At 39.0% G+C, this 24,543-nt stretch carries 25 protein-coding genes; 13 read left to right on the forward strand and 12 right to left on the reverse strand.

Going from position 1 to position 24,543, the window contains the following annotated elements; all coding sequences use genetic code 11:
- Positions 1–10: 10 nt before the first annotated feature.
- Positions 11–1,531 (reverse strand): alpha,alpha-trehalase TreF, encoded by a 1,521-nt coding sequence (gene treF / locus BW935_RS01430; protein WP_076497819.1) that lies wholly within the window; start codon positions 1,529–1,531, stop codon positions 11–13.
- On the reverse strand, positions 1,528–2,766 hold the full coding sequence (locus BW935_RS01435; RefSeq protein WP_076497821.1) for an MFS transporter: 1,239 nt from the start codon (positions 2,764–2,766) through the stop codon (positions 1,528–1,530). The genes treF and BW935_RS01435 overlap by 4 nt, the downstream gene beginning before the upstream one ends.
- Before the next feature lie 123 nt (positions 2,767–2,889).
- Between BW935_RS01435 and BW935_RS01440 the strand changes: the two genes are divergently transcribed.
- Entirely contained in the window at positions 2,890–3,516 is a 627-nt protein-coding gene (locus BW935_RS01440; RefSeq protein ID WP_076497823.1) for a SprT-like domain-containing protein, read from the forward strand.
- Here BW935_RS01440 and scpB read toward each other — a convergent pair.
- The 4 genes from scpB to BW935_RS01455 form a co-directional block, all read right to left on the reverse strand.
- On the reverse strand, positions 3,513–4,073 hold the full coding sequence (gene scpB / locus BW935_RS01445) for an SMC-Scp complex subunit ScpB (protein ID WP_076497825.1): 561 nt from the start codon (positions 4,071–4,073) through the stop codon (positions 3,513–3,515). The genes BW935_RS01440 and scpB overlap by 4 nt on opposite strands.
- A 1-nt stretch (position 4,074) precedes the next feature.
- Positions 4,075–4,458 carry a TraR/DksA family transcriptional regulator gene (locus tag BW935_RS01450; RefSeq protein ID WP_076497827.1) on the reverse strand — a complete coding sequence of 128 codons (384 nt, stop codon included), beginning with the start codon at positions 4,456–4,458 and terminating at the stop codon, positions 4,075–4,077.
- Positions 4,459–4,574: 116 nt separating this feature from the next.
- A complete protein-coding gene (locus BW935_RS18260; protein ID WP_175606619.1) occupies positions 4,575–4,730 on the reverse strand; it encodes a hypothetical protein in 156 nt (51 codons plus the stop codon).
- Between the two features lie 63 nt (positions 4,731–4,793).
- Positions 4,794–8,135 (reverse strand): lamin tail domain-containing protein, encoded by a 3,342-nt coding sequence (locus tag BW935_RS01455; protein WP_076497829.1) that lies wholly within the window; start codon positions 8,133–8,135, stop codon positions 4,794–4,796.
- Positions 8,136–8,327: 192 nt separating this feature from the next.
- On the opposite strand from BW935_RS01455, the gene BW935_RS01460 reads away from it, so the two are divergent.
- The gene (locus tag BW935_RS01460; protein WP_076497831.1) at positions 8,328–9,317 is read left to right on the forward strand and encodes an aspartate-semialdehyde dehydrogenase; all 990 of its coding nucleotides are present in this window, start codon (positions 8,328–8,330) and stop codon (positions 9,315–9,317) included.
- 43 nt (positions 9,318–9,360) lie between these two features.
- Complete coding sequence (locus BW935_RS01465) at positions 9,361–10,515, forward strand: THUMP-like domain-containing protein (RefSeq protein WP_245802618.1); 1,155 nt, start codon at positions 9,361–9,363, stop codon at positions 10,513–10,515.
- Positions 10,516–10,594: 79 nt separating this feature from the next.
- Here the strand turns inward: BW935_RS01465 and pheS are convergent, their stop codons facing one another.
- Complete coding sequence (gene pheS, locus BW935_RS01470; protein WP_076497835.1) at positions 10,595–11,623, reverse strand: phenylalanine--tRNA ligase subunit alpha; 1,029 nt, start codon at positions 11,621–11,623, stop codon at positions 10,595–10,597.
- A 77-nt stretch (positions 11,624–11,700) separates the two neighbouring features.
- A complete protein-coding gene (locus BW935_RS01475) occupies positions 11,701–12,891 on the reverse strand; it encodes an RsmB/NOP family class I SAM-dependent RNA methyltransferase (RefSeq protein ID WP_076497837.1) in 1,191 nt (396 codons plus the stop codon).
- 156 nt (positions 12,892–13,047) lie between these two features.
- Here BW935_RS01475 and BW935_RS01480 point away from each other — a divergent pair, with 156 nt between their 5' ends.
- The 7 genes from BW935_RS01480 (at position 13,048) to BW935_RS01510 (ending at position 18,053) form a co-directional block, all read left to right on the forward strand.
- Positions 13,048–13,332, forward strand: a complete 285-nt coding sequence (locus BW935_RS01480) for a hypothetical protein (protein ID WP_076497840.1) — start codon at positions 13,048–13,050, stop codon at positions 13,330–13,332.
- Positions 13,333–13,701 carry a magnesium citrate secondary transporter gene (locus BW935_RS01485; RefSeq protein WP_076497842.1) on the forward strand — a complete coding sequence of 123 codons (369 nt, stop codon included), beginning with the start codon at positions 13,333–13,335 and terminating at the stop codon, positions 13,699–13,701.
- Complete coding sequence (gene prmC / locus BW935_RS01490; protein ID WP_076497845.1) at positions 13,698–14,540, forward strand: peptide chain release factor N(5)-glutamine methyltransferase; 843 nt, start codon at positions 13,698–13,700, stop codon at positions 14,538–14,540. Before BW935_RS01485 ends, prmC begins: the two co-directional genes overlap by 4 nt.
- A gap of 81 nt (positions 14,541–14,621) precedes the next feature.
- Positions 14,622–15,110, forward strand: coding sequence for a hypothetical protein (locus BW935_RS01495; RefSeq protein ID WP_076497848.1), 489 nt, complete (start codon positions 14,622–14,624; stop codon positions 15,108–15,110).
- A gap of 111 nt (positions 15,111–15,221) precedes the next feature.
- Positions 15,222–16,052, forward strand: a complete 831-nt coding sequence (locus BW935_RS01500; protein WP_076497850.1) for a hypothetical protein — start codon at positions 15,222–15,224, stop codon at positions 16,050–16,052.
- A complete protein-coding gene (locus tag BW935_RS01505; RefSeq protein WP_076497852.1) occupies positions 16,049–16,723 on the forward strand; it encodes a response regulator transcription factor in 675 nt (224 codons plus the stop codon). The genes BW935_RS01500 and BW935_RS01505 overlap by 4 nt, the downstream gene beginning before the upstream one ends.
- 4 nt (positions 16,724–16,727) lie before the next feature.
- Positions 16,728–18,053 carry a sensor histidine kinase gene (locus BW935_RS01510; RefSeq protein WP_076497854.1) on the forward strand — a complete coding sequence of 442 codons (1,326 nt, stop codon included), beginning with the start codon at positions 16,728–16,730 and terminating at the stop codon, positions 18,051–18,053.
- On the opposite strand, the gene BW935_RS01515 is transcribed toward BW935_RS01510, so the two are convergent.
- Both BW935_RS01515 and BW935_RS01520 read right to left on the reverse strand, forming a co-directional pair.
- The gene (locus tag BW935_RS01515) at positions 18,050–18,667 is read right to left on the reverse strand and encodes a thiamine pyrophosphokinase (protein ID WP_076497856.1); all 618 of its coding nucleotides are present in this window, start codon (positions 18,665–18,667) and stop codon (positions 18,050–18,052) included. The genes BW935_RS01510 and BW935_RS01515 overlap by 4 nt on opposite strands.
- Positions 18,668–18,688: 21 nt before the next feature.
- Positions 18,689–19,678 carry a dipeptidase gene (locus BW935_RS01520; RefSeq protein WP_076497858.1) on the reverse strand — a complete coding sequence of 330 codons (990 nt, stop codon included), beginning with the start codon at positions 19,676–19,678 and terminating at the stop codon, positions 18,689–18,691.
- A gap of 115 nt (positions 19,679–19,793) precedes the next feature.
- Here BW935_RS01520 and BW935_RS01525 point away from each other — a divergent pair, with 115 nt between their 5' ends.
- Genes BW935_RS01525 through BW935_RS01535 form a run of 3 tightly spaced genes read left to right on the forward strand, consistent with a single transcriptional unit; the run spans position 19,794 to position 23,009 of the window.
- Positions 19,794–20,306: a 3-hydroxyanthranilate 3,4-dioxygenase gene (locus tag BW935_RS01525; RefSeq protein ID WP_076497861.1), complete on the forward strand. Its 513-nt coding sequence runs from the start codon at positions 19,794–19,796 to the stop codon at positions 20,304–20,306.
- Between the two features lie 32 nt (positions 20,307–20,338).
- Complete coding sequence (kynU, locus tag BW935_RS01530) at positions 20,339–21,628, forward strand: kynureninase (protein WP_076497863.1); 1,290 nt, start codon at positions 20,339–20,341, stop codon at positions 21,626–21,628.
- Positions 21,629–21,656: 28 nt separating this feature from the next.
- Positions 21,657–23,009 carry an FAD-dependent oxidoreductase gene (locus tag BW935_RS01535; protein WP_076497865.1) on the forward strand — a complete coding sequence of 451 codons (1,353 nt, stop codon included), beginning with the start codon at positions 21,657–21,659 and terminating at the stop codon, positions 23,007–23,009.
- 46 nt (positions 23,010–23,055) lie between these two features.
- Here the strand turns inward: BW935_RS01535 and BW935_RS01540 are convergent, their stop codons facing one another.
- Together BW935_RS01540 and BW935_RS01545 are read right to left on the reverse strand one after the other, a co-directional pair.
- Complete coding sequence (locus BW935_RS01540; protein ID WP_076497867.1) at positions 23,056–23,679, reverse strand: thioredoxin family protein; 624 nt, start codon at positions 23,677–23,679, stop codon at positions 23,056–23,058.
- A 23-nt stretch (positions 23,680–23,702) separates the two neighbouring features.
- Positions 23,703–24,215 (reverse strand): TlpA family protein disulfide reductase, encoded by a 513-nt coding sequence (locus tag BW935_RS01545; RefSeq protein WP_076497869.1) that lies wholly within the window; start codon positions 24,213–24,215, stop codon positions 23,703–23,705.
- Positions 24,216–24,543 lie beyond the last annotated feature (328 nt).

The following is a 24,543-nucleotide window of genomic DNA, read 5'->3' on the forward strand; positions in this document are numbered from 1 at the left end:
CTCAAAATATCTAATTCTTTTTCAACCAAGCCTTCATCGCTAAGTATACTCCATTACTCCAACCAAAGCCGTCTTGAATCGGATATTCTCCACCGCCTGCATCTAAGCTTAGGTCTTCTACATTGTACTTTTCCATCATCTTTCCAGTTCTGGCAAATACGTCTTCGTTTAGCTTTGTCCATCGCTCAGCCAAAGATCTGGCCAAGTCCCCCCTACCATAATTCAGCATAGCCTGAAATCCAATCCACTGTAATGGAGCCCAGCCATTAGGAGCATCCCATTGCTGACCAGAATTGATCAAGGTAGTGACTAATCCACCGGGTTTAAGGAAATTTTTTTCTACAAAATCGAGTACTCGATTTCCTTGTTCTTTAGTTGCTGTTTTTGCCCACAGTGGATAAAGCATAGCCAAGGTTGGCCTGTCATTTTTTTCCTTGAACTTGATATGATAATCCAAAAAGATGCCTCTTTCTTCATCCCAACAGTAGCGCTCAATACCTTCGATTCTGTTTTTACGGAAATTTTTCATCCGATTGATGATAAAATCATCCTCTCCAAATTTCTCCATGGACTCAATGATGATGCGCTCCGTCTCAGAAATTAACACATTCAAGTCCACCGGTATCAAAGCGATGGTCTGTATAGTTTTAAGCTCTGTTGGTTCGTACAGCCATCTGGAGCTAAAATCCCAACCAGATTCACAGGCAGCCCGGATATTTCTGAATATCTTTTCTGGGTATCTACGACTTTTTTCAGAAACCTCCACATCTTCTATGTAGGATTCTGCGCGTGGTTCATTTTCATCATCCCAATACCTGTTCAGAGAAGTGTCATCATCCATTCGTACTACGCGATGGTAATATTTCCCTGGCAGAGGAATTTCTTGCTCACCTTCTATCCAATATAGGTATTCTACCCAAAGTTCAGGAAGATAGGTTTCATATACTCTATCATCTCCTTTGGCCTCTGCGAGCAATTCAACCATTTTTCCAAAAAAAGGGGGCTGGGATCGAGAAATGAAATAGGTACGATTCCCATTGGGGATATGCCCTAGAGTCCTGATCAAGTAGGCAAAATTCTCCACCATGGATTCAATCAGATCAATCTTCCCAGACTCCTTGAGCCCAAGCATGGTGAAGTAACTGTCCCAATAATAAATTTCGCGGAATCTACCCCCAGGAACCACATAGGGATTGGGTAACGGAATCAGGCTCGAACCCTCCAATTCTTCATCAGCATCCCTTCTTAGCACATCCCATTGCAGTTTCAATCGCTCTTCCAAACTGATGTCAGCTGGAAAATCAATTTTGACGACATCCGCTTCCTTAGGGATTATGAAGTTTTGAGCCAGAAATCCTTTAAGGTTAAGCCTCCCCGACCTCACTGACCTGTAGAAATCTGTGATGATATCCTTTGGATCTCTCTTGGGGATGGCATCTACAAAAGTCTTGGAGTCAGGAAAAAGTCCACTGCCCTGAACCAATTCGAAAAGTCCTGGATATATATATTCTGGTTGTTCGTAATATTTCATGCTACTTGCATTTTGACTTGTCTATTCAATAATATCAACACCAAACATAGGGCTAATATGGGAATCAATGAAAAATAAAAAGCATTGGTTCCACCATAAGCCTCAAAGATATGCCCTGTCACTATCGAGCCTGTGGTGCCTCCCAAGGCAGAAAATACCACAATCAATCCTGACATAGAGCTCTGCATATATCGAGGTAGCGCGCTGAGCACTACTGAGTTGATTGTAGGATAAATAGGTGCTAGAAAAACTCCTAAAATCGGAAAAAGGTAAACCACAAAAGGTGCATTGAACCATGTGATGGCCTCTGTAAGTTCGGGCTGATTGGCCGTCAGTGGCAAAGTCAACAAAACACAAACACCCACTAAAACTGTACATACCAGTGTAAATGTCAACCAATGAATCCGCCTTAAGACAAACCCCGCCAAAAGCCTGCCAATTGCTAATGCCCCAGCTAAGACTGCTCCTGCTTGGATTCCCATGCTAGCAGGTACTTGTAGTACATCTTGATAGAAGGTAGGCGTCCATGTCATAAAACTCTGCTCTATCAATACAAATAAAAACGCCGATGCAGCAAATACCAATACCAATGGCTTGATCACCAAACGCAACATGTCAAGAAATTCCTCTTTGGCATTCGTATCTTCTCTTTTGGATTCTGATTCATTGATCTGTGCAAAAAACAATAATCCGGCTGCCAATAATGTCATCGCTCCCAAGTACCAATAGATGTTCAGCCAAGTCCTTGAACTTGGATCTGCGTCATTGACAAATAGGCTAAAAAACACATTGCCTAGCAAGACTCCTACCATAAAGAAACCTTCTATCGTACTCATCAAACTACTATGTTCCTTCGTATTTTCAGTCACTAAGCCGATCGTAGCAAAAACCGATACCTTGATCACTGCAAAAGATATCCCCACCACAGTAAAGAGCATCTTGAAATACCAAAATTCATCAGCCACCACAGGCATCAAAAAACACAAACCAGCAACTGCAAACAAGGCAATCAGCATTCCCTTTCGGATGCCTACTTTTGGTAAAAAAGAAGCTACGATGAAAGAAAATATAGCAATAGGCAAGTCCTTGAAACCTTCTAAGACTGAAGCTTCAGCCTTGCTCACATCAAAAGTTCGCTGTACCTGAAGAATCACTGCTCCTACCGAGTTGAGAAGGACAGCGAAGACCATATAATTGAAAATCAATGAAAGTCTAACGAGTAATTTTGAATTCATACAATAGGGTTTATCGAGATGCTAAGTTTCAATTTGAGAAAATAATTGGGAAATTGAAATCATTTGAAAAAATAAGATCAAAAGGTGTCTTTGATTTCAGGTAGCGTGATTATATTTAGACTGATGAATAAGGATCAAAAATTCTACGAAGCTTTTAAAAAACACCTCCCTGAAGGAGCTGTCAACTATTGTTTTGATCTTTGGAAAGCTGATCCTTTTAATTTTTATATTACAAGAGAAAGGCAGACCAAATTGGGAGATTTCAGATACAGGAGTGATCAAAAAGTCCAAACCATCACCATCAATCACAACCTCAATCCCTATCAATTTCTGATCACTTATGTGCATGAAGTCGCCCACTACAGGGCCTTCACTAAATATGGAACTAAAATCAAGCCGCATGGCATAGAATGGAAGCGCGCATTTCAAGAGCTGCTGGATCCACTACTAGACCCGCAAATTTTTCCCAGAGATATACTTATCCCTCTCAAGAGATACATCATCAATCCTAAAGCAAGTACAGGCGCGGACCCATGGCTCATGATGGAGTTGAGGAAATTTGATGAAAACAATGGAAATACAGGCCTACAGTTTCTACAACAAATTAAAGTAGGTTCCCAATTTGAGATAAAGGGTAGAATATTTGAAAAGCTGGAGGTAAAAAGAACCAGGGTGCTTTGTTTGGAAATCGATTCTGGAAGAAAGTTTTTGATCTCAGGACATGCTGAGGTAAAGTTGAAAAAAAATTAATCTTTTGCCTCGCCTATTTGATTTTCTTCAGTATTGAAATCTTTTGGTTGTGGCAGGTCAGAGATGGCATTGATACCAAAATACTCCATAAACTTTTCACTAGTTCCATAAAGTATGGGTCTGCCTATGCTGTCTGATTTACCTTTGATAGTAATCAATTCCTTTTCGAGCAGTTTTTGAATAGAATAATCGCAACTTACGCCTCTAATTTGTTCAACTTCAGTTTTTGTGACAGGTTGCTTGTAAGCTATGATAGAAAGTGTTTCAAGCTGAGCAGTAGAGAGTCTTTTTTGTGATTGTTGCTTGAGCAATATTGAAATACTGCTCTGATAGGCTGGTTTTGTCAAAAACTGATAACCTCCAGCAATTTGCTCTAAGGCAAAAGAAAAATCATCAGCTTCATATTTTGACTGCAACTCAGTGATTGCGGTCAAAATATGATCTGTAGGGACTTCTGACTCAAACATCTCGGATAAGCACTTTTGAATCTCATCTACCGATATAGGTGATGGAGAGCAAAATACCAGCGCCTCAATATGTCTATGTAAGAAATCCAATTTATTTTTTAGCCAATTTAGCCTCTATGGAATGCATAGTATGAGGCACAGCTCTCAATCTTTCCTTGGCAATCAATTTCCCAGTATCAACACACACACCATAAGTGCCATTTTTGATTCTTACCAAAGCATTCTCAAGGTTGATGATAAACTTCTGCTGTCTCCCAGCCAATTGGCTTAAGCTTTCTCTTTCTAATGTATCAGCACCATCTTCCAATAATTTTGAAGTTGAAGCTGTATTGTCTGTACCACTATCGTTACTCTTACTCAGTGTTTGCTTCAATGAATTCAACTCTTCTTTAGCCACACTCAATTTCTGTAGGATGATCTCTTCAAACTCCTTCAATTCATCAGGAGAATAAGCTGTTTTTTCTTCTGCACTCATAGCTTTCTAATTTATTAGTGGTATACTAGATAAACCCACCCCGGGTTTTAAAAGCCCCTAAAATACAGCTAGGTTTTGGATTTCCAAAAATAAAAAAACCGCCAATTTGGCGGTTCTTAATTCACTGACAGATTCTGTAATCTCTTTTCTAATAACTTTTCATCCATGATTAGATGATACTTCATGCGTAAGTATCTCTGTATCAATTTGATGGTCTTTCCTTTTTCGAGAAAATAAGTTCTCAAGGTTTGGGCGATTATGTCGTGGTTCATTTTGGATAGGTTTTTACGGTTAGAGCAATGAAAATAAGGAGAATATTCCATTGATAAAAATTTTTACCTGATTTTTGTACCAACAATAACAGTTTTCTTTGTTTGAGATACATTTCCAGTTAGGTCAAACACATCCGCGATCAAGATGTAATAGCCCGTTCTGACTTTTCTCCCTGAGGAATCTGTTCCATCCCAAATGTAAAAACCTGAAGTACCCCAAATTTCATTTTGACAAATCTCTCTGACCAAGGAACCATTTGTAGCAAAGATCCTCAGCGTAGCCAAACACCCAGGCTGATCAACTTGATAGCTGATCGTAGTAAAATTCTGCTCTCCAGCAGCATCAGGCACAAATACTTTAGGATAGATTTCAATTCCAAACCTTTCTGAACCTTCAAAGGTGTTGGAATTTTTGAAGCCTGGGCTAGCAAATCCTACCGCTGCTGAGGCCGATTGCCAATTATCTACTTGGTCTACTGGTGCTGTCCCACTCAATCGCTCTAAAGACACCCCTCTAGGTTCGCGCAGCAATCGATGGTGCATGCGCTCCGAATAGGTGAAAATCTCTGGAAAATTCTCTTCTGGATCTAGCCAAACCACATTGCCTTGAGATTGAGGATAGCTGGGAAGCGTATTGAGCTGTATAAAGTTTGTCTTTTCTCCTTTTGGATATTCACTCAAAAGTCTGTCTGAGTCAGTAGTAAAAACTAAAAAGCCAAAAGGCTCCATAATCAAATCAACCGTAGCAACAATCCTTCTATTGGCAATTTCACCATCGCTATTTAAGTTAGCCAGTTTCCAATCTTTCAGATTGATGAATTTATTGGATTGATTGTATACCTCAACAAATTTTGGCCCTCCCGTTCTAGCATTGAATAGCACCTCATTGATCACGATATCACCAGCCTCGGGTGCTGACGGGATGGTGAAGAAGAATGTCTCTTGACCTGCCTTGATCTCGTTTCCTACACAATCTCTAAGTCCCTTGATTTTCCCTTCATACTTGATACCTTCTTTTAGCTCGGCATCAAAAGATAATAGTATTGTCAATTGATCTGGACTCAATTCAATACTCCTTAAACCAAGGTTTGATGAAAATTCAAAATCCAATATTTGCAGATTTGGACTTAGCACTTTAGAAAAAATAATTGCTACTCGATTATTTTCCAATACTCTCGCGCCAATAATTTCTGGCGAAGTCTGGTCAGGAGATTCATCAAATACCGCATTTACCCGACCAGGCGTTCCCCTTGCTGAACTGGTTGATGACTTTAGATTAGTACTGAGGTTGCAATCAAGATAAGGGTTGACAATTTCTAGACTGTATCCGCCTGAAGCAAAAGAACTCCCTCCAAAGCTGGCTGTTGTATAATTCAAGCTATCGATAATTTGTTCGGTCGCATCCCAAAGCTTTATTTGATCTGCACTATTGAGAAGCGTTGGCCAATTTGTCAAGCCTATGACTCTACCATACGGAGCAAATTCAGCTGCCCTAGTCCTCGGACAAAGAATTACATACTCATCAGGAAGCAAAATTTCATTTGGAATAGTAGTAGTCCTCCTAGAATTTGCCAATTGAAACCCACCCAGATTGACAGCGGCACTACTTCTATTGTACAATTCTACGTACTCTACATTGGGCAGTGAGTTTCCAGCTCGGGGAGCCGGCATGATTTCATTGATTATGATGGACTTAAAACCAATCTGAGGGGGTAATTCAAAGGTAAAATCAAGGTTGAGTACCTCTGAAAAATTTCCTACAAGGTCTGCTATTTGGTTGGCTGAAATATAGTAGGTTTGACCTTCATTGAAATCAAAATCCCAAGAAAGTAAAACAGCAGAGCCACTTTCTTGTAATTCCGCTTGGATTGGCTGATGATTTTCGATGGCATAATTTCCTAATATGCCAGCATAAATAGGATCTAGAGGCTCTGAGAACAATAGTATTAGCTCTCGCCTGCCCACTATCAGTACTTGAATCAGTTCAGGTGCAGTGGCGTCCCATACAAAGTCTCTGTAGCTCCCATGCAATAGTTTCCCCCGAGTTGTCCACCTAGGTGGAATAGCCAATGTATAATTGATGTTTTCCTCAAATACTTCATTTGGAATTAAAACAACTTGATTACTTTCTTGACCTTGTGCTTCCGAAAAAGTAATCTCAGATTCAAGTAATATAAAATCAGAAATTGAAAAAGTGTTTCGATTCAGGGACTCTGAGTGACCTATCAATAGTCTTGAGTCTGTTAAAGCAAAAATTTCTGCAATGCCATCTTCGTAGAAAAGCCGAAATTCTGACGGCTCCCCCATCAGCTGATTTTTATTTTGAATAGCCTCAGATTCTACCTTGATTTCTTGTGCAAGACTTAAAGCTTGAGACAATTCCAAACTCATTGAAAAACCATCATCTGAAAGGGTCAATCCAGAGGGTATAGCTCCGTTGACGCGAAATTTGCTCGCTTGACTGACAGATGATGCATCGTAAGACTGAGAAAAACTCAGCTCAATCAATTCAGGGTTTTTAATCAAAACATCGCCCAATCTGATGAATCGATGATCAAGTTCAATATCGATAGCCGTTGTCATTTGACCACTCAGAGCTTCTATGTCAACCAACTGTAAATTGAATTTCTCAGCTGGAACCTCTGATTCAAACTCAATCACTGCTTCATGATCCTGAGGAAAATAAAGCCCACTAATTCTCGGACTTGAGAAACTGATTTGACGCTGTTCAAAGGGTCTGATTGGCCGATCAAAAGACAGGTTTAGTTCAAATGGATTGCGCATGCTTGCGTTTAAGACTTTGATGGGGTCTACCTGCTCGTCTATCTCATAAAAACCAAAATCATCCAAAAAAAATCTAGCAGCAGAGCCTGTTCCAGGCCCATATTTGACTTCGATTTTAATAAATACCCGCTTATTCCAAAACTCTACAGGCACCTCCAGGTCAAAGAGCTTATAATCAGTATGCTGATTAGGAAAAGTGTTATTATCACCAATTTGTACTGCTTGCCCATAACCGCCCAATTCTACCCCAAAGGAAACAAAAACAGTAGCAGGTCTATTTCCAGAGCCATTTTGATGAGTTTTTGCAAAAAATGCGATTTTGGGTATTTCAAATCCACTAAGGTCAAAGCTAGTATAAATCTCCCCATCAAAAGTGGAAATGGGTTGTACACCTAGCGCTTTAGAACCATTTCTTCCTTCGTCGTTGGCTTGAAAGACACGTGCAGCCGTACTTCTCACCTCATTTGCAGACCAAAATGGCAAAAACTCATCAGGATGATTGACGATCTCAAAATTGCTTTCGAAGTCCTGAACTTGGGCAAAAATCTCAGCCGAATACAAACAGCTGAAACCTAGTATGGAAAAAGCAAAGAAACTCCATACATCTTGGAATATCCTCATGCCATTAAATTAAAACTCAGCCAATAAATAAACGGTAATTGAAACGACTAATTGACATTTGTTTTAAAAATGGCAAAACTCTGGACATTTATTTGATGTTTAGCTAATTGTAAAGGTAAAAAGCATTCATTTTGAAAATTCTTACCTTACCTTTGCCTTTCATTTCAAAAAATTAATTCTAAAACTTTAAAAATGAAACTAGCCGTTGTAGGAGCTACCGGATTGGTAGGCTCAGAAATCCTAGAAGTGCTGGCAGAGCACAATTTCCAATTTGATGAATTACTCTTGGTCGCAAGCGAAAGATCCGCAGGGAAAAAGATGACTTTCAAGGGTAAGGAATATACGGTAATTGGACTCAAACAGGCTGTTTCTGAGAAGCCTGACATCGCTATTTTTTCGGCTGGAGGTGATACATCTAAAGAGTGGGCACCACAATTTGCCGCAGCAGGTACTATTGTAATTGATAATTCTTCTGCTTGGAGAATGGACCCAACCAAAAAATTGGTCGTACCTGAGATCAATGCCAAAGATCTAAGAATAGATGATAGAATCATCGCTAATCCTAACTGCTCTACCATACAGATGGTATTGGCATTGGAGCCATTGAGAGCTAAATATGGTATCAAGAGAATCGTGGTATCCACTTATCAATCCGTGACAGGCACTGGCAAAGCTGCTGTGGATCAAATGATGGCAGAGCGTGCAGGGGAGCAAGCCGAAATGGTCTATCCACACAAAATTGACTTGAACGTACTCCCTCATATCGATGTGTTTCAGCCTAATGGCTACACCAAAGAAGAGATGAAGATGATCAATGAAACCAAGAAAATCTTCAACGATGATAGTATACAAGTAACGGCTACTACAGTAAGAATACCAACCATGGGTGGTCATTCTGAGTCAGTCAATGTGGAATTCCACAAAGATTTCGATCTTGAAGAAGTGAAAAGTCTACTTGCAGCAGCACCAGGAGTGATTGTACAAGACGATCCTGCCAACAATGTGTATCCTATGCCATTGACTGCTCATAAGAGAGATGAAGTGTTTGTAGGAAGGCTGAGAAGAGACGAGTCCCAGGCAAACACACTCAATATGTGGATAGTCGCTGACAACCTCAGAAAAGGAGCTGCTACCAATGCGGTGCAGATTGCGACATACTTGGTAGAACACAATTTGGTTTAATTTGGATTTAAGCCAATTCGATACTGAAACCTTTAAACAATTTGTGCAGGATCATCTTCATGAAGATCCTGCACAATTGCTTTTAAAATATGCTGATAAGACTGATTTTGACCTCAGATTTGCAGTGCAGCAGATTCATGCGAGGCAAAAAGCAAAGCATAAAATTCCCTCGTGGGCTTCAAATTTCAATTTACTTTTTCCTGCATCTATTTCTATGGAACAAGCATCTTCCGAAGAGACGGCACTTTTCAAAGCGGACTTGGTTTGTGGTAAATCCATGATTGACCTCACAGGAGGCTTGGGTGTAGATACTTACTATCTAGCTAGTAACTTCGAACATGCCACTTATTGTGAACGACAAGAAGTATTAGCAAAATTAGCTGAGCACAATTTCAAGCACCTGTCTCCTGATAAATTCACCATTATGAATGGTGACAGCTTGGATTTTCTATCCAAAACCTCTTCAAACTTTGACCTGATCTATGTCGATCCAGCTCGTCGAGGTGGGCATAATCAAAAGCTCTACAAATTAGCAGACTGCGAGCCTGACATAGTAAAACACTGGAACTTGCTGAAATCCAAGGCTAAAACCCTATTAATCAAAGCTTCTCCAATGCTTGATATCAAGCAAGCGTTGGTAGAAATCCCCGAAATTCAACAAATATGGGTAGTTTCCCTTCGCAACGATGTAAAAGAAGTTTTGCTGTTGTGGCAGGAGGAATCCGTTGTAACACAAAGGATAATTCACTGTGTAGACCTACATCCAGCTGGTAGTCGATCTTTTACTTTTACTTTTGAAGCTGAGGAGTCTTTTGAGAGTGAGTTTGGTAAGCATAGCAATTATCTGATTGAACCCATGGCTAGTATACTCAAAGCTGGAGCTTTTAAGTCATTTGGCAACAAGTATGGACTGAAAAAGCTGCATCCCAATAGCCATCTTTTTACTTGTGATTCTTTACCAGAAGTACAGATTCCAGGACGGATTTTTAAAATTTTACAAGAAGTCCAAAACCCCAAAAAGGAATTGAAACAGCTAGTTCCTTCTGGAAAAGTCAATATCATCACGAGAAATTATATACTCTCCCCAGACGAGTTTAAGAAGAAATATAAATTGAAGGATGGTGGTACACAGTTCTTAATTGGGACCAAGTCAGGGGAAAGACAAGTCTTATTTTTAGCTGAATTGGTGTTTCAATAATCTAAAAAGGACTTAGATTTTGTCAAAATCTAAGTCCTTTTATTATCAATATTACTTGTACTTCAATTTAAATAACCAATCAAAGCATCGGCCTAAACTGCCTCAGGAATCTGACATCATTCTCAGTGAAGAGTCTTAAATCTTTGATTTGATACTTGAGCATGGCAATTCGCTCGATTCCCATACCAAAGGCAAAACCAGTGTATTTTTTGGAATCTATCCCGCAATTTTCAAGGACATTAGGATCTACCATGCCTGAGCCACCGATTTCTACCCAGCCGGTACCTTTACATACATTGCAGCCTGATCCTCCACAGAGTTGGCAAGAAATATCAATCTCTGCGCTTGGCTCAGTAAATGGGAAGTAGGAAGGTCTGAACCTTACTTTGGTCTCTTTTCCAAACATCTCCTTGGCGAAGTGATAAAGGGTATTTTTCAAATCAGCAAAACCTACATTCTCGTCCACATATAGTCCTTCTACTTGATGAAAAATACAATGTGCTCTTGCTGAAATAGCCTCATTTCTATATACCCTTCCTGGAGAAAGTGTTCTGATAGGTGGCTTTTGATTTTCCATCACCCTCACCTGTACGGAGGAAGTATGCGTTCTTAGCGCTATATCAGGATTTTTTTCGATGAAGAAGGTATCCTGCATCTCTCTAGCTGGATGATTCTCCGGAAAATTAAGGGCTGTGAAATTGTGCCAATCATCTTCTATCTCAGGACCCTCAGAAAGATTGAAGCCAATTCTTTCAAATATTTCAATGATTCGCTGACGAGTAGCTGTCAGAGGATGAATCCCACCCACAGAGATATTTGTAGGAGGTAATGTTAAGTCGATGTCTTGAGATTTTGATTGTTTCTGGCTGTTGTTGACCTTATCGATCAATGCTTGAAACTTCTCTTCAGCAAGTACCTTGACCTCGTTGATCAGCTGCCCATAAGCTTTTTTATCTTCATTGGGGATATTTCGCATTTCAGCAAAAAGCTCTCCCACGACACTCTTTTTACTTATATATTTCATTCTGAAAGCCTCAAGCTCTTCTGCATTGTTTGCATCAGCTGCTGCTAGTTCAGATTTTATCGCATCTATTTTCTCTTGTTGCATTGGATCAAGATTTATTGAAAACACAAATCTAAAATTTTCTGATAGAAAGGGAGGGACTTTAATAAAGAAAAAGCGCCCTAATCCTTCTTTTTGAGTTTGGCGATATAGAAGCCATCAAAACCACTTTCTTGTGCCAGTACCTTTTGATCTTCGATCAGCTCAAAGGTTTTACCTTTTTCTGAAGTCAAGAATTTTTCTATCTGATGTTGATTTTCGCTAGGAAGGATGCTACAAGTCGCATAAACCATGATTCCACCGGGTTTCAGCATGACAGCATAGTTTTGGAGAATTTCCTGTTGAATTTCTTGCACCTTGGCAACTGATTCTGGAGAGATTTTCCATTTGGTATCAGGATTTCTCCTCAATACTCCAAGACCAGTACATGGTACATCGAGTAGCAATCTATCAGCAGATTCTTTGAGTCTTTTGATGGTTTTGTTACCTTCAATAGGTCTTGGTTCGATGATGCTGATACCGTTTCTTCTTGCCCTTAATTTCGTGTTCTGAAGTTTCCAGCCCTCTACATCCATGGATATGATTCGGCCTTTGTTTTCCATCAAAGCAGCCAAGTGTAGGGATTTGCCACCTGCACCTGCACAAGCATCGATCACTCGCATTCCGGGTTCTACCTCTAGGGCTTGGGCTACAAGCTGAGAAGAGGCGTCTTGAACTTCAAATAGCCCCTCTTTGAATGCTGCGTTTTTGAAAATATTCTGCCTTCTTCCAAGTACAAGGGCATCTTTGTAGCCTTTTGGTGCATAAGTGTCAATATCGTCTTTAGCCAATCTATTCATCAGGTCTTCACGACTGATTTTTAGGGTATTGACTCTGAGTACTACATCAGCTTGGGTATTGAGGGTGCTGAGTTCTTCTTCCCATTTTTCTCCAAGAAGCTCTTCCCCCATTTTGTCTAACCATTCTGGGATCGACTGCAAAGTAGCCCTATCTGTGATCCTTTTGTATTTTCGCTCAACTACCTCGGCATTGATTCCTTTAAACTCCCTCCATTCTGGTAGTTCTTTGCCTTGCAATAGCCAATATGTTCCGAAAAGATGAAAAGTATCGGAAGATGGGCTGACAGCATTGATTAATTTCCACCAGCGAACCATATCATAAACAGATTCTGCAATAAAGCCTCGATCTCTTGCTCCCCATTTGGGATTTGATTTAAGCGTACGCTCGATAACCTTGTCGGCATATCTATTATTTTTGAATATTTCGTCAATTGCTGTGACTACGCCATTGACAGTACTGGTATGGAGTTTCATAATTCTGATTTTGAACTCGCAAAGATAGGAAGAATTGAAAGGATAAAGGTGAAATTCAAAAATTCCAAATAAAATACTGAGCCTTGGTTTGATATTTGAAGCTATTTGGATAGGTATTGGACAGTACTTTTAAATCAAAAAACTTAATTTTGAATTATGGGAGAGAAAAAATGCCCTCATTGCGGGGAATGGTCCAAATGGACAACTGATGTAAATGATACCTGTGAACACTGCGGTAAACCACTTGGTGGTCGTGATTTGGAATATAAGGAAAAGAGAGAGCGTGACACCAAAGCCAATGAAGAGCAGTGGATTTTCTACATCAAAGAGACAGATTCTGATTTTGTCAAAGGAATGAAAAAAGTCGGAAACTTTTTTTACACCATCTATATGGCCATTATCACCTTTTTGGCTTGGGTTGTAGCTGCACTTCCAGGATAAATGTCAGTCATCAGTAATCCATTCTTCCTTTTCTGTTGTCTATTGTTTTGGGTCAACCAAGCCATAGAGCGCCTTTGGGGAATATTTATTCCATGGATTCATGCTTATTTGGATGATTTGCTTGCCATGCCTGTGATATTTGGCATCACACTTCAAATATTCAGATGGATTCATCCTTTAAGAAATCAATTTGTATTCACTAAGGTACAGTTGCTTGTTGGTTGGTTTTATTTCTCCTTGATATTTGAAGTATTCTTGCCGAGAAGGTCAGATATTTACACAGCAGATCCTTGGGATGTCTTATGTTATGCCATTGGTACCCTATTATTTTACAAATTGATCAACTTTCCAATTTCAGATCCTAAATGACAACATTGAGACAGTTATATCGACATTGTGTGGAGCAGCTTGAAACTATCTATGATCCTCAAGAAGCTGAAAGTCTCAGTATGTGGCTGCTAGAGGAATTACTCTCAGTGAAACGTTTCGATATATTGAAGGATATTGAAATACAGCATCTTCCCGATAACTTTGATCAAGTCTTAGAACAATTATTACAGAAAAAGCCAATCCAATATATTTTTGAGAAGGCGCCATTCTATGGAAGAGATTTTTATGTCAATGAAAATGTTTTGATCCCGAGAAATGAAACCGAAGAATTGGTCCATCTGATCATTCAAGAAAATAAGGAACTCAATTTGCGGGTTTTAGACATTGGCACTGGCTCGGGTTGTATTCCTATAAGTTTGGCATTAGAAATCCCTTCGTCCAAGGTCTTTGCATTAGATATCAGTGAGCTTGCTCTTGAGGTGGCTCAAAGAAATGCCAATACACTGGAAGCCAATATTGAATTACACAAAATAGACATATTAGCCGAAGACATACCAGTCAGGGACTTGGATATCATTGTAAGTAACCCTCCTTATGTCTGTGAATCAGAGAAAAACCTGATGCATGACAATGTGCTCCAATATGAGCCACATTTGGCCTTGTTCGTTACAGATCAGGATCCGCTTCAATTTTATAGGATAATTGCGACAAAAGCAAAATCAAATCTAAAACCAGGTGGAAAGCTTTATTTTGAAATCAATGAAGCGCTAGGGATAGCTACCAGGAACCTTTTAGAAAGCTTGGGTTACCAAGATGTAAAAGTACTCCAAGACCTCAACGGGAAAGATCGCATGGTAAAGGCAAATATAAAAAGTTGAAATTTTTACAAAAAAACACTTATCTTCATTTTCACTTCATTTACAGTCATTTACTTTGAATTGTAAATTATAAGTAAAGTCATGAAAACGACAGCAATCATCCTATCTATCTTTCTCTTTGTAGGTTTGGCAAAGGCTCAAACTGAAGAGAAGGTGGAAACTAAACCAACTAAGACGGAACTTCCTGAAAAAGCAGAAAAGGGTTCTGATATAAGCGAAATGGCTACCACACTTGAAGGTGGTAAAGAAAAAGGACTTAGCATTTCAAGTGCTGCAAGAAGAAGTTCTTTGCTACGTGAAAGAGCAGCAAGAGGAGCTGAAAATGCGGAGGCCGGTAAAGAAAGAGCTGAAATGGGAGCTGCAAACTCAGAAAAAGGTAAAGAAATTTCTAATAAGGCAAGGACTGGTCAAATGAGACCTGATAGACCGGCCAATGGTGCTAGACCTAATATAACAGTACCACAAGCTAGACCAAATCTGCCTATAGTTCGCCCAGGCAAGCCTGCTACGCCTCCAGGTAGACCTGCCACACCTCCAGGTAGACCGGGCGGGGTTCCAGGAGGAATTTAAAAGCATAATCAATTAATCATCCTTATATTAATTCCAACAGGTGCCTTTTTATAATTGGCACCTGTTTTTATAATTTAGCTTAGATTTAAAGTAGTATTTCAATTTACCTCTATGAAAAACCACTTATTAGTATTCCTACTTGTTGTTTTTTCTTTTGGCTTTCCTTCAATGGCACAAGAAAACGACACAACTGAGCAAGAATCAAAAAAAGAGGTATATGATTTTATTCTACTAAGCTCAAGGTATCAAAATGCCTTTAACTTTTTAGGAAGAGACTTCGGAGCAGACATTGATCTAGTTTCTACAGATTTGATGTATTATTTCAACTCTGGAATTTATTTCAATATATCTGCGATCAAGTTTCTACAAGAAGGTCTACCTTGGCAATATGGTGGTACCTTGGGTTTCAATAAAGATCTAGGAGCAAAAACAGATATTAACTTAAGCTATTCTCAATTTTTGATCGATGGGCAAAGTGAAGTTACCGGTATACAAGATTTAGGCTTTGCTCAAGCTACTTTTGGATGTGAATGGGGATTCTTATATAGCACCATCCAATTTCAGACACTCTTCAATGAAAGGACTGATTACTTCATCAACTCAAGTCACTCTAGATACTTTGAATTTGATCAAAAATTATTCAAAAAAATCACGATCTCCTTTGAGCCCAAATTTACTTTGATGTCGGGTACATCTGAATTCTATAGAATGGGAGGATTTGACTTGACTGTCGAAGACACGTCTAGTTTTCAGAATTTCCAATTATTAAACTGGGAAGCCATGCTTCCTATCACTTTTGGAATAGGGTACTGGGATCTAGAATTCCAAGCTAGGTATATCAATCCCCTGAATCTTCCAAATTTTGACGAGTCAAATAACCGGTTCATTTTTGGTTTTCAATTGTCTTATGCTATTCCAATCAAAAAAACCAAATCAAAATGAGAGTATTACTGATAGAAGATGAAAACTCTTTAGGTAAAGAAGTCAAGAGATTTCTAGAAGAAGAGAGCTTCTTATGTGATTGGGCATCATCCTTAGCGGATGCATCGGAAAATATTGCGATCAACCCTTATGATTTCATCTTATTAGATCTTGGGCTTCCAGATGGTGATGGATTAGATTTGATGGAAGAAATTCAAGAAAATCAAAAAGAAAGCTCAGTAATCATTCTTACTGCAAGATCAGAAATCAACGATAGAGTAAAGGGACTAGAAAGAGGTGCTGACGACTACCTATCCAAACCTTTTTCACTTCTTGAGCTGAAAGCAAGGATGCAGGCAATCTCTAGAAGAAAAGGTGGATGGAATACAAATACACTAGAAATAGGCGATTTTCAGCTTGACCTAAGCGCAAAGACAATTCAGTTTGAAGATCAAGAAATCCCCCTGACAGCAAAAGAATACAAACTGCTACATTTCATGCTGATCAATAAAGGTAGAGTTCTCAACCGCTTTCAGCTTGCCGAACATTTATGGGGGGATCATTTGGATGATGACCACCAATCCAACTATATTGATGTACATATCAAAAACATCAGAAAGAAATTAGGAGATTTTGCTCCTACTGACTGGCTACAAACAGTAAGGGGATTGGGCTACAAGATTCAAAAATAAAGCTATGCGGCTATCGGCAAAACTGCTTATTTATAATTTGTTAGCAAAAGGACTTATCCTTTTGATTTTTATTTCTGCCGCACCTTTTGTTCTCAAATATTTCGCCGTCAAAAACACAGACAATCAACTTCGTGAAAAAAGAGATGAAGTAATCTCTATCATAATTGAAGATGGGATGGAGAAATTTATATCTTCTGAAAACCCTGAAATTGGTTTTGGTTCTTATAATATTCTCAAGGAAGAATATATCTTACTCGAGCTATGGGAACAAGGCTTAGTCGTAGATACAATCTTCGTAGAAGATAGGATTCTAGAGCGGGAGACGGTCACCTACCGTGTCTATTCAAATACTTTCGAATACGAAGGAGATACCTATATCCTTGAAATCGGACGAAGTCTAGAGACAATCAAAGCAATAGAAAGGATTATTTACAACATCCTGATTGGGACTTTGATCATTTTCCTAGCCCTCACATTCTTTTTGGACACCGCTTTTACCGAGAAAATATTACAACCATTCAAGAAAATCATCAATCAAAAGATATCTCAAATCAATGAGCCTCAGCAGTTCTCATATAAACCTATCAAAACTAATACTGAAGAATTTAGGCTATTAGATCATGCCATTTCAGATATGATGCGAAGAATCCAGAAAGCTTTTAATCAGGAAAGGATCTTCATTTCTCATGCATCGCATGAATTAAAAACCCCGATTTCAGTTCTTCAAAGTAAGGTGGAAGCGCTCTTTTCGAGCGAGGAAATTAGTGATTTGGAAATGGAAAAATTGCTGGATATGCAAGTAACTATTCAGCAAATGAAAAAGACCGTCAATGCTCTACTTTTGATTTCTAAGGTAAACAATGCACAATTTATCAAAACAGAAAGTGTGCAGGTCAATCAACTGATTGACGAAATGATGGAAGAATGGAAGGATTATGCAGAGGATAAGGAGATTGTTTTGACAATAGAGCGAAATGACCCTTTTACCTTTGAATCATCTAATGAATCATTGTGCCGAATGATGATCCAAAATGCCCTCATCAATGCACTTAAATACACTCCAAAAGGAGGTAAGATTAGCGTCATTAGTACTTCAACAAATTCACATCATCAGGTGATCATCAAAGATACTGGGCCAGGAATCAGCGATGACTTACTGAATCAAGTGAAAGATGGGATCGTCTTTTTAAAAGATGCAGAAAAAGACAAATCTGGTTTTGGGCTACAAATCATGCTTAAGGTTGCACTCTATCTGGACGTCATGGTTGATATCAAGAGTAGTACAGATGGCACAGCGATTACTTTTACTTGTCCGATTCAGCAAGACTAGGCTTCTGCAACAAACTCACCAATCCAGAAAACCTGATTAGATTTTAAAGTCAACAATCCTTCTTCGACTTCGATAAAGGTGGCATAAGAAATTTGATGGATTTGGTTTTGATCTTCTGCTAATACTTCCACAAAAGTACCCTCAGGCGCATGAATTTGGATTGAACAAGTAGTAAACCACTTTTTGAACTGGCCATTTTTTACAGGAAAGTACCGAAGGGGAGCATCCCAAACCACCAAATCAATAAACTCCAGCTTTTGCTCCAAAGTGAATACTTCCTGATGTGGAAAACCAATAATATTGACTGCTCCATGCTTGGTAGCTACTAGATATTGAAGTGCCTCTTCTAAATAAGCACCCTCTGTTACCCCAATAAATTTGACGGGGTACTGCTCTTCCAAAAGCCTATAATTTGCCTGCTGAAAATTCAAATCAGCTAAAATGAAATCTATCTTAATCCCCCATGAAATCACTTTATAAACTTCTTCTTGTGCAACCATCACAGTCGGAGACCATTCCAAGAGAGAGGCAATCGTATCGTATTCAAAGCCCTCGGTGCTCAATATCAATAGTGCTGGTTCCTGCTGTTCTTTGACAAAATGATGTGAAGACATATTTGCTTAATTTACAAATGGTCAAGCCCAAGTTTTAAGGAAAAATGACTGTGCATTTTGATATGCAAGTTTTTCCAATTGTTCCTTCGATAGTTTTTCAGCCAAATTTTCCAATAAAGAAGGATACTTGCTGGCATTTTCTACAATTGGAAAATAAAATGGATGTCTACTCTTATCAGGAAAATCCTTTGTGTAGAAAAAATCAGCCCCGAAGCAGATTTGATCTCCAAAACCTCTTTCAAAAGCGTAAAGAATATGATCTAAAATTCGCTTAGGTCTATCATTATCCAAGAATGCCCTTAAGAAATTTACACCAATGATTCCCCCTCTCTGCATGATTTCTTGAGCAAATTCATCACTCAAGTTACGCTTATGATCCCAAACCCCTCTAAAATTAGAATGACTGGCAATCACTGGGATATCCAAGTGTTCGAGATCGATATGGTTTAGAATTCCTTCAGCCAATAGATCTGAGGTATGGGAAAGGTCAATGGCTATCTTTTTTCCTGACATGTAGTCCAAAAGCTTTTTTCCATCTTCTTTTAATCCAATCCCTTCTGTATAATTCCCCCCTCCAAATCTATTCTCCGTATGATGGGTCAAGCTGATATACGCTATTCTTCCTGTCTCTTTGATCAAAACATCAAGATTTTCGACAGCTGCTTGAATAGGAGCATCTTCTGAAGCCAAGCCCGCAGCATTTTCTATAGCAGCCACTACTGATATCCTATCTTCTTCATTTATGCGCTGGAGGAACTCTACATTTGCATGACAAAGCTCTTCTTTAAACTCTTCTAGCAATTGTTTGAATTTTTGCCCTTGTATACTAGCTATATCCATACTTCCTGGAAATACATCGGTATAAATCGCCAACACTTGCATTTTTACATTTCCTTGCTGCAACAAAGGCAAAGCACAGGCAATGTCCTCTGCATGATCAGCCCTAGCATCAGGCACCTTAGCAAGGTAGGAAAGTAAATCACAGTGAGTATCAATGATGGGAAGCTTCATGGGAATAAATCTTTTGACAATTCAAAGAAACTCAAAAAATGAGAGTTTTTTCATACTTTTAGGCTTCTTTTGAGTTAGTAAGATAGAAATACAACAAATCACAAACCACGACATCATGTCAATCACTAAGCCTATCAATTTTACCAAGTGGATCGAAGACAATCGGCACCTACTCAAACCACCCATCGGCAATCAGCAAATATTCAAAGACAATGAAGACTTTATCGTCATGGTGGTAGGTGGACCTAACGCTAGAAAGGATTATCACTACAACGAAGGGGAAGAGTTCTTCTATCAAATCGAAGGAGACATCACGCTTAAAGTCATCGAGAATGGCAAACCAACTGATGTGTCGATCAAAGAGGGAGAGATTTTTCTATTACCCCCTCGTACTCCCCACAGCCCAAGAAGGCCTGCAAATACCATTGGATTGGTTTTTGAACGTTACCGAAGAAAAGGTGAAAAGGATGGTTTCATCTGGCATTGTGAAAATTGCGGCAATAAACTCTATGAAGAGTATGCCGAAGTCTCAGATATTGTCAACCAACTCCCTCCAATCATGGAACGCTTTTGGTCCAACCCAGCCAATACTACTTGCAAAAGCTGTGGCACAGTCATGACTAAATAGAAGCTAAAGCAACAATAACCCACCCCAAATTCATGAGTACTTCTACAAATTTTGAATTTAGCTACTCCTTTGCAAAAAGTATGGATGAAGCAGACCCGCTTCGATCATTTCGCCAAAAATTCATTTTCCCAAAAGTTGATGGAAAAGAAGCGATTTATTTTTGCGGTAATTCCTTAGGACTACAGCCCAAATCGACACAAAATTATATTCAAAAGGAGCTGAATAACTGGGCTGATAAAGCCGTAGATGGTCATTTTCATGGTGAAGATGCTTGGTATCATATCAGGAAAAAATCAAAGCCAGCCCTTGCCGCAATAGTTGGAGCTCACGAGCATGAAGTAGTGGCTATGAACAACCTTACTTCAAACCTACATTTCTTGATGGTCTCTTTTTATCAACCAACAGATAATAGGTTTAAGATCATCACAGAAGCTGGAGCATTTCCTTCGGATATGTACATGCTAGAGACACAGGTTAAATTTAGAGGCTTGAACCCTGATGAAGTTATTATAGAACTTTCGCCTAGAGCAGGTGAGCATACGCTTAAAACAGAAGATATCATAGCAGCCATTCAGGAAGCAGGAGACAGCCTTGCCCTTGTTATGATGGCTGGATTGCAGTATTACACAGGGCAGGTTTTTGATATGAAGGCCATTACTGATGCTGCTCATCAAGTTGGAGCAAAAGCAGGTTTTGACTTAGCTCATGCCGCTGGCAATGTGAAATTAGCCCTACATGACTGGGAGGTTGATTTTGCTACTTGGTGTAGTTATAAGTATATGAATTCAGGCCCTGGAAATGTTTCAGGCATATTCGTTCATGAGCGACATGCTGAAAGGCCTGATTTGGTTCGTTTTGCTGGTTGGTGGGGACATGACGAAGGGGAGCGCTTCAAAATGGAAAAAGGATTCAAGCCGATGTACGGTGCTGACGGTTGGCAGCTCGCCAATTCTAATGTCCTTGCTTTGGCAGCACATCAGGCAAGCTTGGATATTTTTCAAGAAGCAGGAATGGACAGTCTAAGGGCCAAAAGCGAAAAACTAACTGCATATTTGGAGTTTTTGATTCAAGAAATCAGTGGAGATAGTGGTGTTTTAGAAATAATTACCCCTAATCACAAGGATGAAAGAGGCTGTCAGTTATCTTTGCTGGTTCATAAAGGAGGGAAAGCTGTCTTTGATGAGTTTTATAGAAATGGAATTGTTGGAGATTGGAGACATCCAAATGTCATTCGCATAGCTCCAACACCCCTGTACAATAGCTTCATGGATGTCTATCAATTTGCGGAAATCCTGAAACAATCCCTCCAAAAATTCGCTTAAACTTTAAGTGGAATCTGAATAAGATACAATGAAAAAAAATGAAATAAGCATCCTTGGTGCTGGGCTGATAGGTTCTCTTTTGAGTATTTATCTCAAAAAACGTGGGTTGGATGTAACCATATATGAAAAAAGGGCTGACAATAGAAAAACCTTCTACAAAGAAGAGGGTCGATCTATCAACATGGCCTTGAGTGACCGTGGATGGAAAGCGCTTGAAAAAATCGGCTTGAAAGAAAAAGTCATGCCATTAGCAATCCCCATGTATGGCAGAAAGGTTCATGACGAGCATGGTAATACTACTTTTATTCCATATGGAAAAGATAATCAGGCCATTTACTCGATTTCAAGAGGGAATTTCAATAGAATATTGATAGACGAAGCGGAAAAAGTTGGCGTAAAGCTAGAGTTTTCTCATAAATGCGAAGACGTCAATCTTCAAAAAAGCAGCATCAAATTCCTCAACGGAGAATCAAAGCAGGAGGTAGAGTCAGAGGTAATCATCGGCTCGGACGGTGCGTACAGTTCCCTGCGCATGGCTATGCAAAAGCAAGTAAGGTTCAATTACCTTCAAGAGTATATTTCTCATGGATATAAGGAATTGACCATTCCTGCAACAGCAAATGGGGAATTTGCAATGGATCCTAATGCACTTCATATTTGGCCAAGAGGAAAATTCATGCTAATTGCTTTACCTAATCCAGACAAGTCTTTTACATGTACTTTGTTCTTACCTTTTGAGGGAACAAAAGTATGTTTTGATAAAATCAATGATAAAAAAGATATTGAAGGTGTATTCAGAACTTATTTTGATGATGCCTTTCAATTGATGCCAAATTTGGTAAATGAATTCCAAAACAACCCTACTTCAGCTCTTATAAACATTGAATGTTATCCTTGGGTACAAAACAAAGCCTTATTAATTGGTGATGCTTCTCATGCCATGGTTCCTTTCTATGGACAAGGTATGAATTGTGGATTCGAAGATGTCTTTATCTTGGATAGCTTGATTGACAAATTAGGAACCAATGTATGGGATTTGGTTTTCGCTAAGTTCCAAAAAATCAGAAAACCTGATACAGATGCCATTTGTCAATTAGCCTTAGAGAATTTTGTGGAGATGAGAGATTCTGTGGCAGATCCAAAGTTTATGCTCAGAAAAAAAATTGAAGCCAAACTTCACGATCTCTATCCAAAAGATTGGATTCCCCTTTACACCATGGTTACATTCTCGAACATGCCTTACTCTGAAGCGCTTGCTCAAGGAAAACTTCAGGAAAAAATCATGGATAGAATTATGTCCAACCCCCTGATTACTCAAAACTGGGACAAGCTGGATTACGAGGATATTATAGATCAATTAGATGCTGCTAAAGCGGTATAAAAAAAGGGCTGATTTGAAGATAAATTAGCCCTTTTTTATTTTTTCATTAGTCAGCTTTGGTCCATTTGATAGTACAACCGATAGCCTTGGTTGTTTCTTGTGCTATCTTATTTCCTGAAAGCAAAGCATCCATTGCATCCTCTACATATTTTTCTGTCACAGCTGAGGCATCCTGGTAGTTGTTGTCAATAGCTCCAATATATTTCACTACAAAATCATTCCCTTCTTTATTTAAAAGATAAACATGCGGGGTTCTAGATCCTCCGTAAGCTTTGATGATGTCTTGAGATTTGTCATAGACATAAGGGAATGGAAAACCTTTTTCCTTAGCCCTTTCCTGCATTTTCTCGAAGCTATCACCTGGACTGACTTTGTCATCATTGGAGTTGATTGCAATGACAGGATACCCTTTTGCTGCATACTTGTTATGTAAGTCGATCATTCTGTCTTCGTACGCCACTACATAAGGGCAGGTGTTGCATGAGAAGATGACAATGGCTCCTTTGGCTCCATTGATTCCTGCCAAAGATACCCATGATTCATCTACACTTTTAAGATTAAAATCCGTGGCTTTGTCTCCGACTTGATAGCCTTGAGTTTGCGCATTGACCAATGGTGTTAAGGCAAACATGAACATCAGTGCTAATAATGTGTTTGATAATTTTTTCATGATTTAGATGTTTATGGTTTATTTTATTTAATACCTGCAATTAAGGCTTTGAGTTCTGATTCATTGACTTCTCCTTCATGGAAAACTTTACTTCCATCGGATTTGATAAAAAGCGTAGCTGGAATGGCGCCCGACCAATCTTCGCTGATTTTATCAATCCATTTATTGTAATCTACATCGTTGAGTAAATATACAGGAGCTTTTACATTTCTTTTTTCTATAAAATTGGTAACTCTTTCTGGCTTGCGACCATCATCCATAGATATAAAAATAAGTTCGATCTCAGCATCATCGGCAGCTACCTTTTCAAAATACGGCATTTCCTTCACACATGGAGCACACCAAGTCGCCCAAAAATTAAAAACTCGTAGCTTATCTGATTTTTGATTCATCATCTGCTCAAACTCCTCAAAAGTGATAATCTCAAATATTTTCAGATGTGGCTTTTCATCAATTGTAAATGAAGATAGGCCTAGTATTAACGAAAAGGTAATGATGACCTTGAACAAGCCGCGAAATTTGATTTTAAAATCCATATTTGTACTATTTCAACTATGATATAGATATTTTAAACTTGATTTTTATGAATTTGCTAATCAAATTCAGGACCTTAAAATGATCATGTTTTTCAAACAAAATTTTATTCTATTTGAAATTCGAATAATTGATTGCAATTATGCTACGCTTTAATCGAATAATTGTTTAGCCACTCATCAAAAACCTGTATTCTAGCCCGTATTTAATGATGTTAAAAAGCAAGCTTTTTTTATCCACATTTATCCACACTTATCCACACACCTGTGACAAAACCTATTTAACTGCTGATTATCAAGTACTTATGTCCAAGAACAAAAAGCAGGATTT

Origin of the sequence: Belliella pelovolcani (assembly GCF_900156785.1) — a bacterium.
GTDB lineage: Bacteria > Bacteroidota > Bacteroidia > Cytophagales > Cyclobacteriaceae > Belliella > Belliella pelovolcani.

Bases quoted from the DNA above. Each gene is read 5' to 3' on its own strand.
- treF (WP_076497819.1), bottom strand. From the start codon at position 1,531: ATGAAATATTACGAACAACCAGAATATATATATCCAGGACTTTTCGAA.
- BW935_RS01435 (WP_076497821.1), bottom strand. From the start codon at position 2,766: ATGAATTCAAAATTACTCGTTAGACTTTCATTGATTTTCAATTATATG.
- BW935_RS01440 (WP_076497823.1), top strand. From the start codon at position 2,890: ATGAATAAGGATCAAAAATTCTACGAAGCTTTTAAAAAACACCTCCCT.
- BW935_RS01450 (WP_076497827.1), bottom strand. From the start codon at position 4,458: ATGAGTGCAGAAGAAAAAACAGCTTATTCTCCTGATGAATTGAAGGAG.
- BW935_RS18260 (WP_175606619.1), bottom strand. From the start codon at position 4,730: ATGAACCACGACATAATCGCCCAAACCTTGAGAACTTATTTTCTCGAA.
- BW935_RS01455 (WP_076497829.1), bottom strand. From the start codon at position 8,135: ATGAGGATATTCCAAGATGTATGGAGTTTCTTTGCTTTTTCCATACTA.
- BW935_RS01460 (WP_076497831.1), top strand. From the start codon at position 8,328: ATGAAACTAGCCGTTGTAGGAGCTACCGGATTGGTAGGCTCAGAAATC.
- pheS (WP_076497835.1), bottom strand. From the start codon at position 11,623: ATGCAACAAGAGAAAATAGATGCGATAAAATCTGAACTAGCAGCAGCT.
- BW935_RS01475 (WP_076497837.1), bottom strand. From the start codon at position 12,891: ATGAAACTCCATACCAGTACTGTCAATGGCGTAGTCACAGCAATTGAC.
- BW935_RS01480 (WP_076497840.1), top strand. From the start codon at position 13,048: ATGGGAGAGAAAAAATGCCCTCATTGCGGGGAATGGTCCAAATGGACA.
- BW935_RS01485 (WP_076497842.1), top strand. From the start codon at position 13,333: ATGTCAGTCATCAGTAATCCATTCTTCCTTTTCTGTTGTCTATTGTTT.
- prmC (WP_076497845.1), top strand. From the start codon at position 13,698: ATGACAACATTGAGACAGTTATATCGACATTGTGTGGAGCAGCTTGAA.
- BW935_RS01495 (WP_076497848.1), top strand. From the start codon at position 14,622: ATGAAAACGACAGCAATCATCCTATCTATCTTTCTCTTTGTAGGTTTG.
- BW935_RS01500 (WP_076497850.1), top strand. From the start codon at position 15,222: ATGAAAAACCACTTATTAGTATTCCTACTTGTTGTTTTTTCTTTTGGC.
- BW935_RS01505 (WP_076497852.1), top strand. From the start codon at position 16,049: ATGAGAGTATTACTGATAGAAGATGAAAACTCTTTAGGTAAAGAAGTC.
- BW935_RS01510 (WP_076497854.1), top strand. From the start codon at position 16,728: ATGCGGCTATCGGCAAAACTGCTTATTTATAATTTGTTAGCAAAAGGA.
- BW935_RS01515 (WP_076497856.1), bottom strand. From the start codon at position 18,667: ATGTCTTCACATCATTTTGTCAAAGAACAGCAGGAACCAGCACTATTG.
- BW935_RS01520 (WP_076497858.1), bottom strand. From the start codon at position 19,678: ATGAAGCTTCCCATCATTGATACTCACTGTGATTTACTTTCCTACCTT.
- BW935_RS01525 (WP_076497861.1), top strand. From the start codon at position 19,794: ATGTCAATCACTAAGCCTATCAATTTTACCAAGTGGATCGAAGACAAT.
- kynU (WP_076497863.1), top strand. From the start codon at position 20,339: ATGAGTACTTCTACAAATTTTGAATTTAGCTACTCCTTTGCAAAAAGT.
- BW935_RS01535 (WP_076497865.1), top strand. From the start codon at position 21,657: ATGAAAAAAAATGAAATAAGCATCCTTGGTGCTGGGCTGATAGGTTCT.
- BW935_RS01540 (WP_076497867.1), bottom strand. From the start codon at position 23,679: ATGAAAAAATTATCAAACACATTATTAGCACTGATGTTCATGTTTGCC.
- BW935_RS01545 (WP_076497869.1), bottom strand. From the start codon at position 24,215: ATGGATTTTAAAATCAAATTTCGCGGCTTGTTCAAGGTCATCATTACC.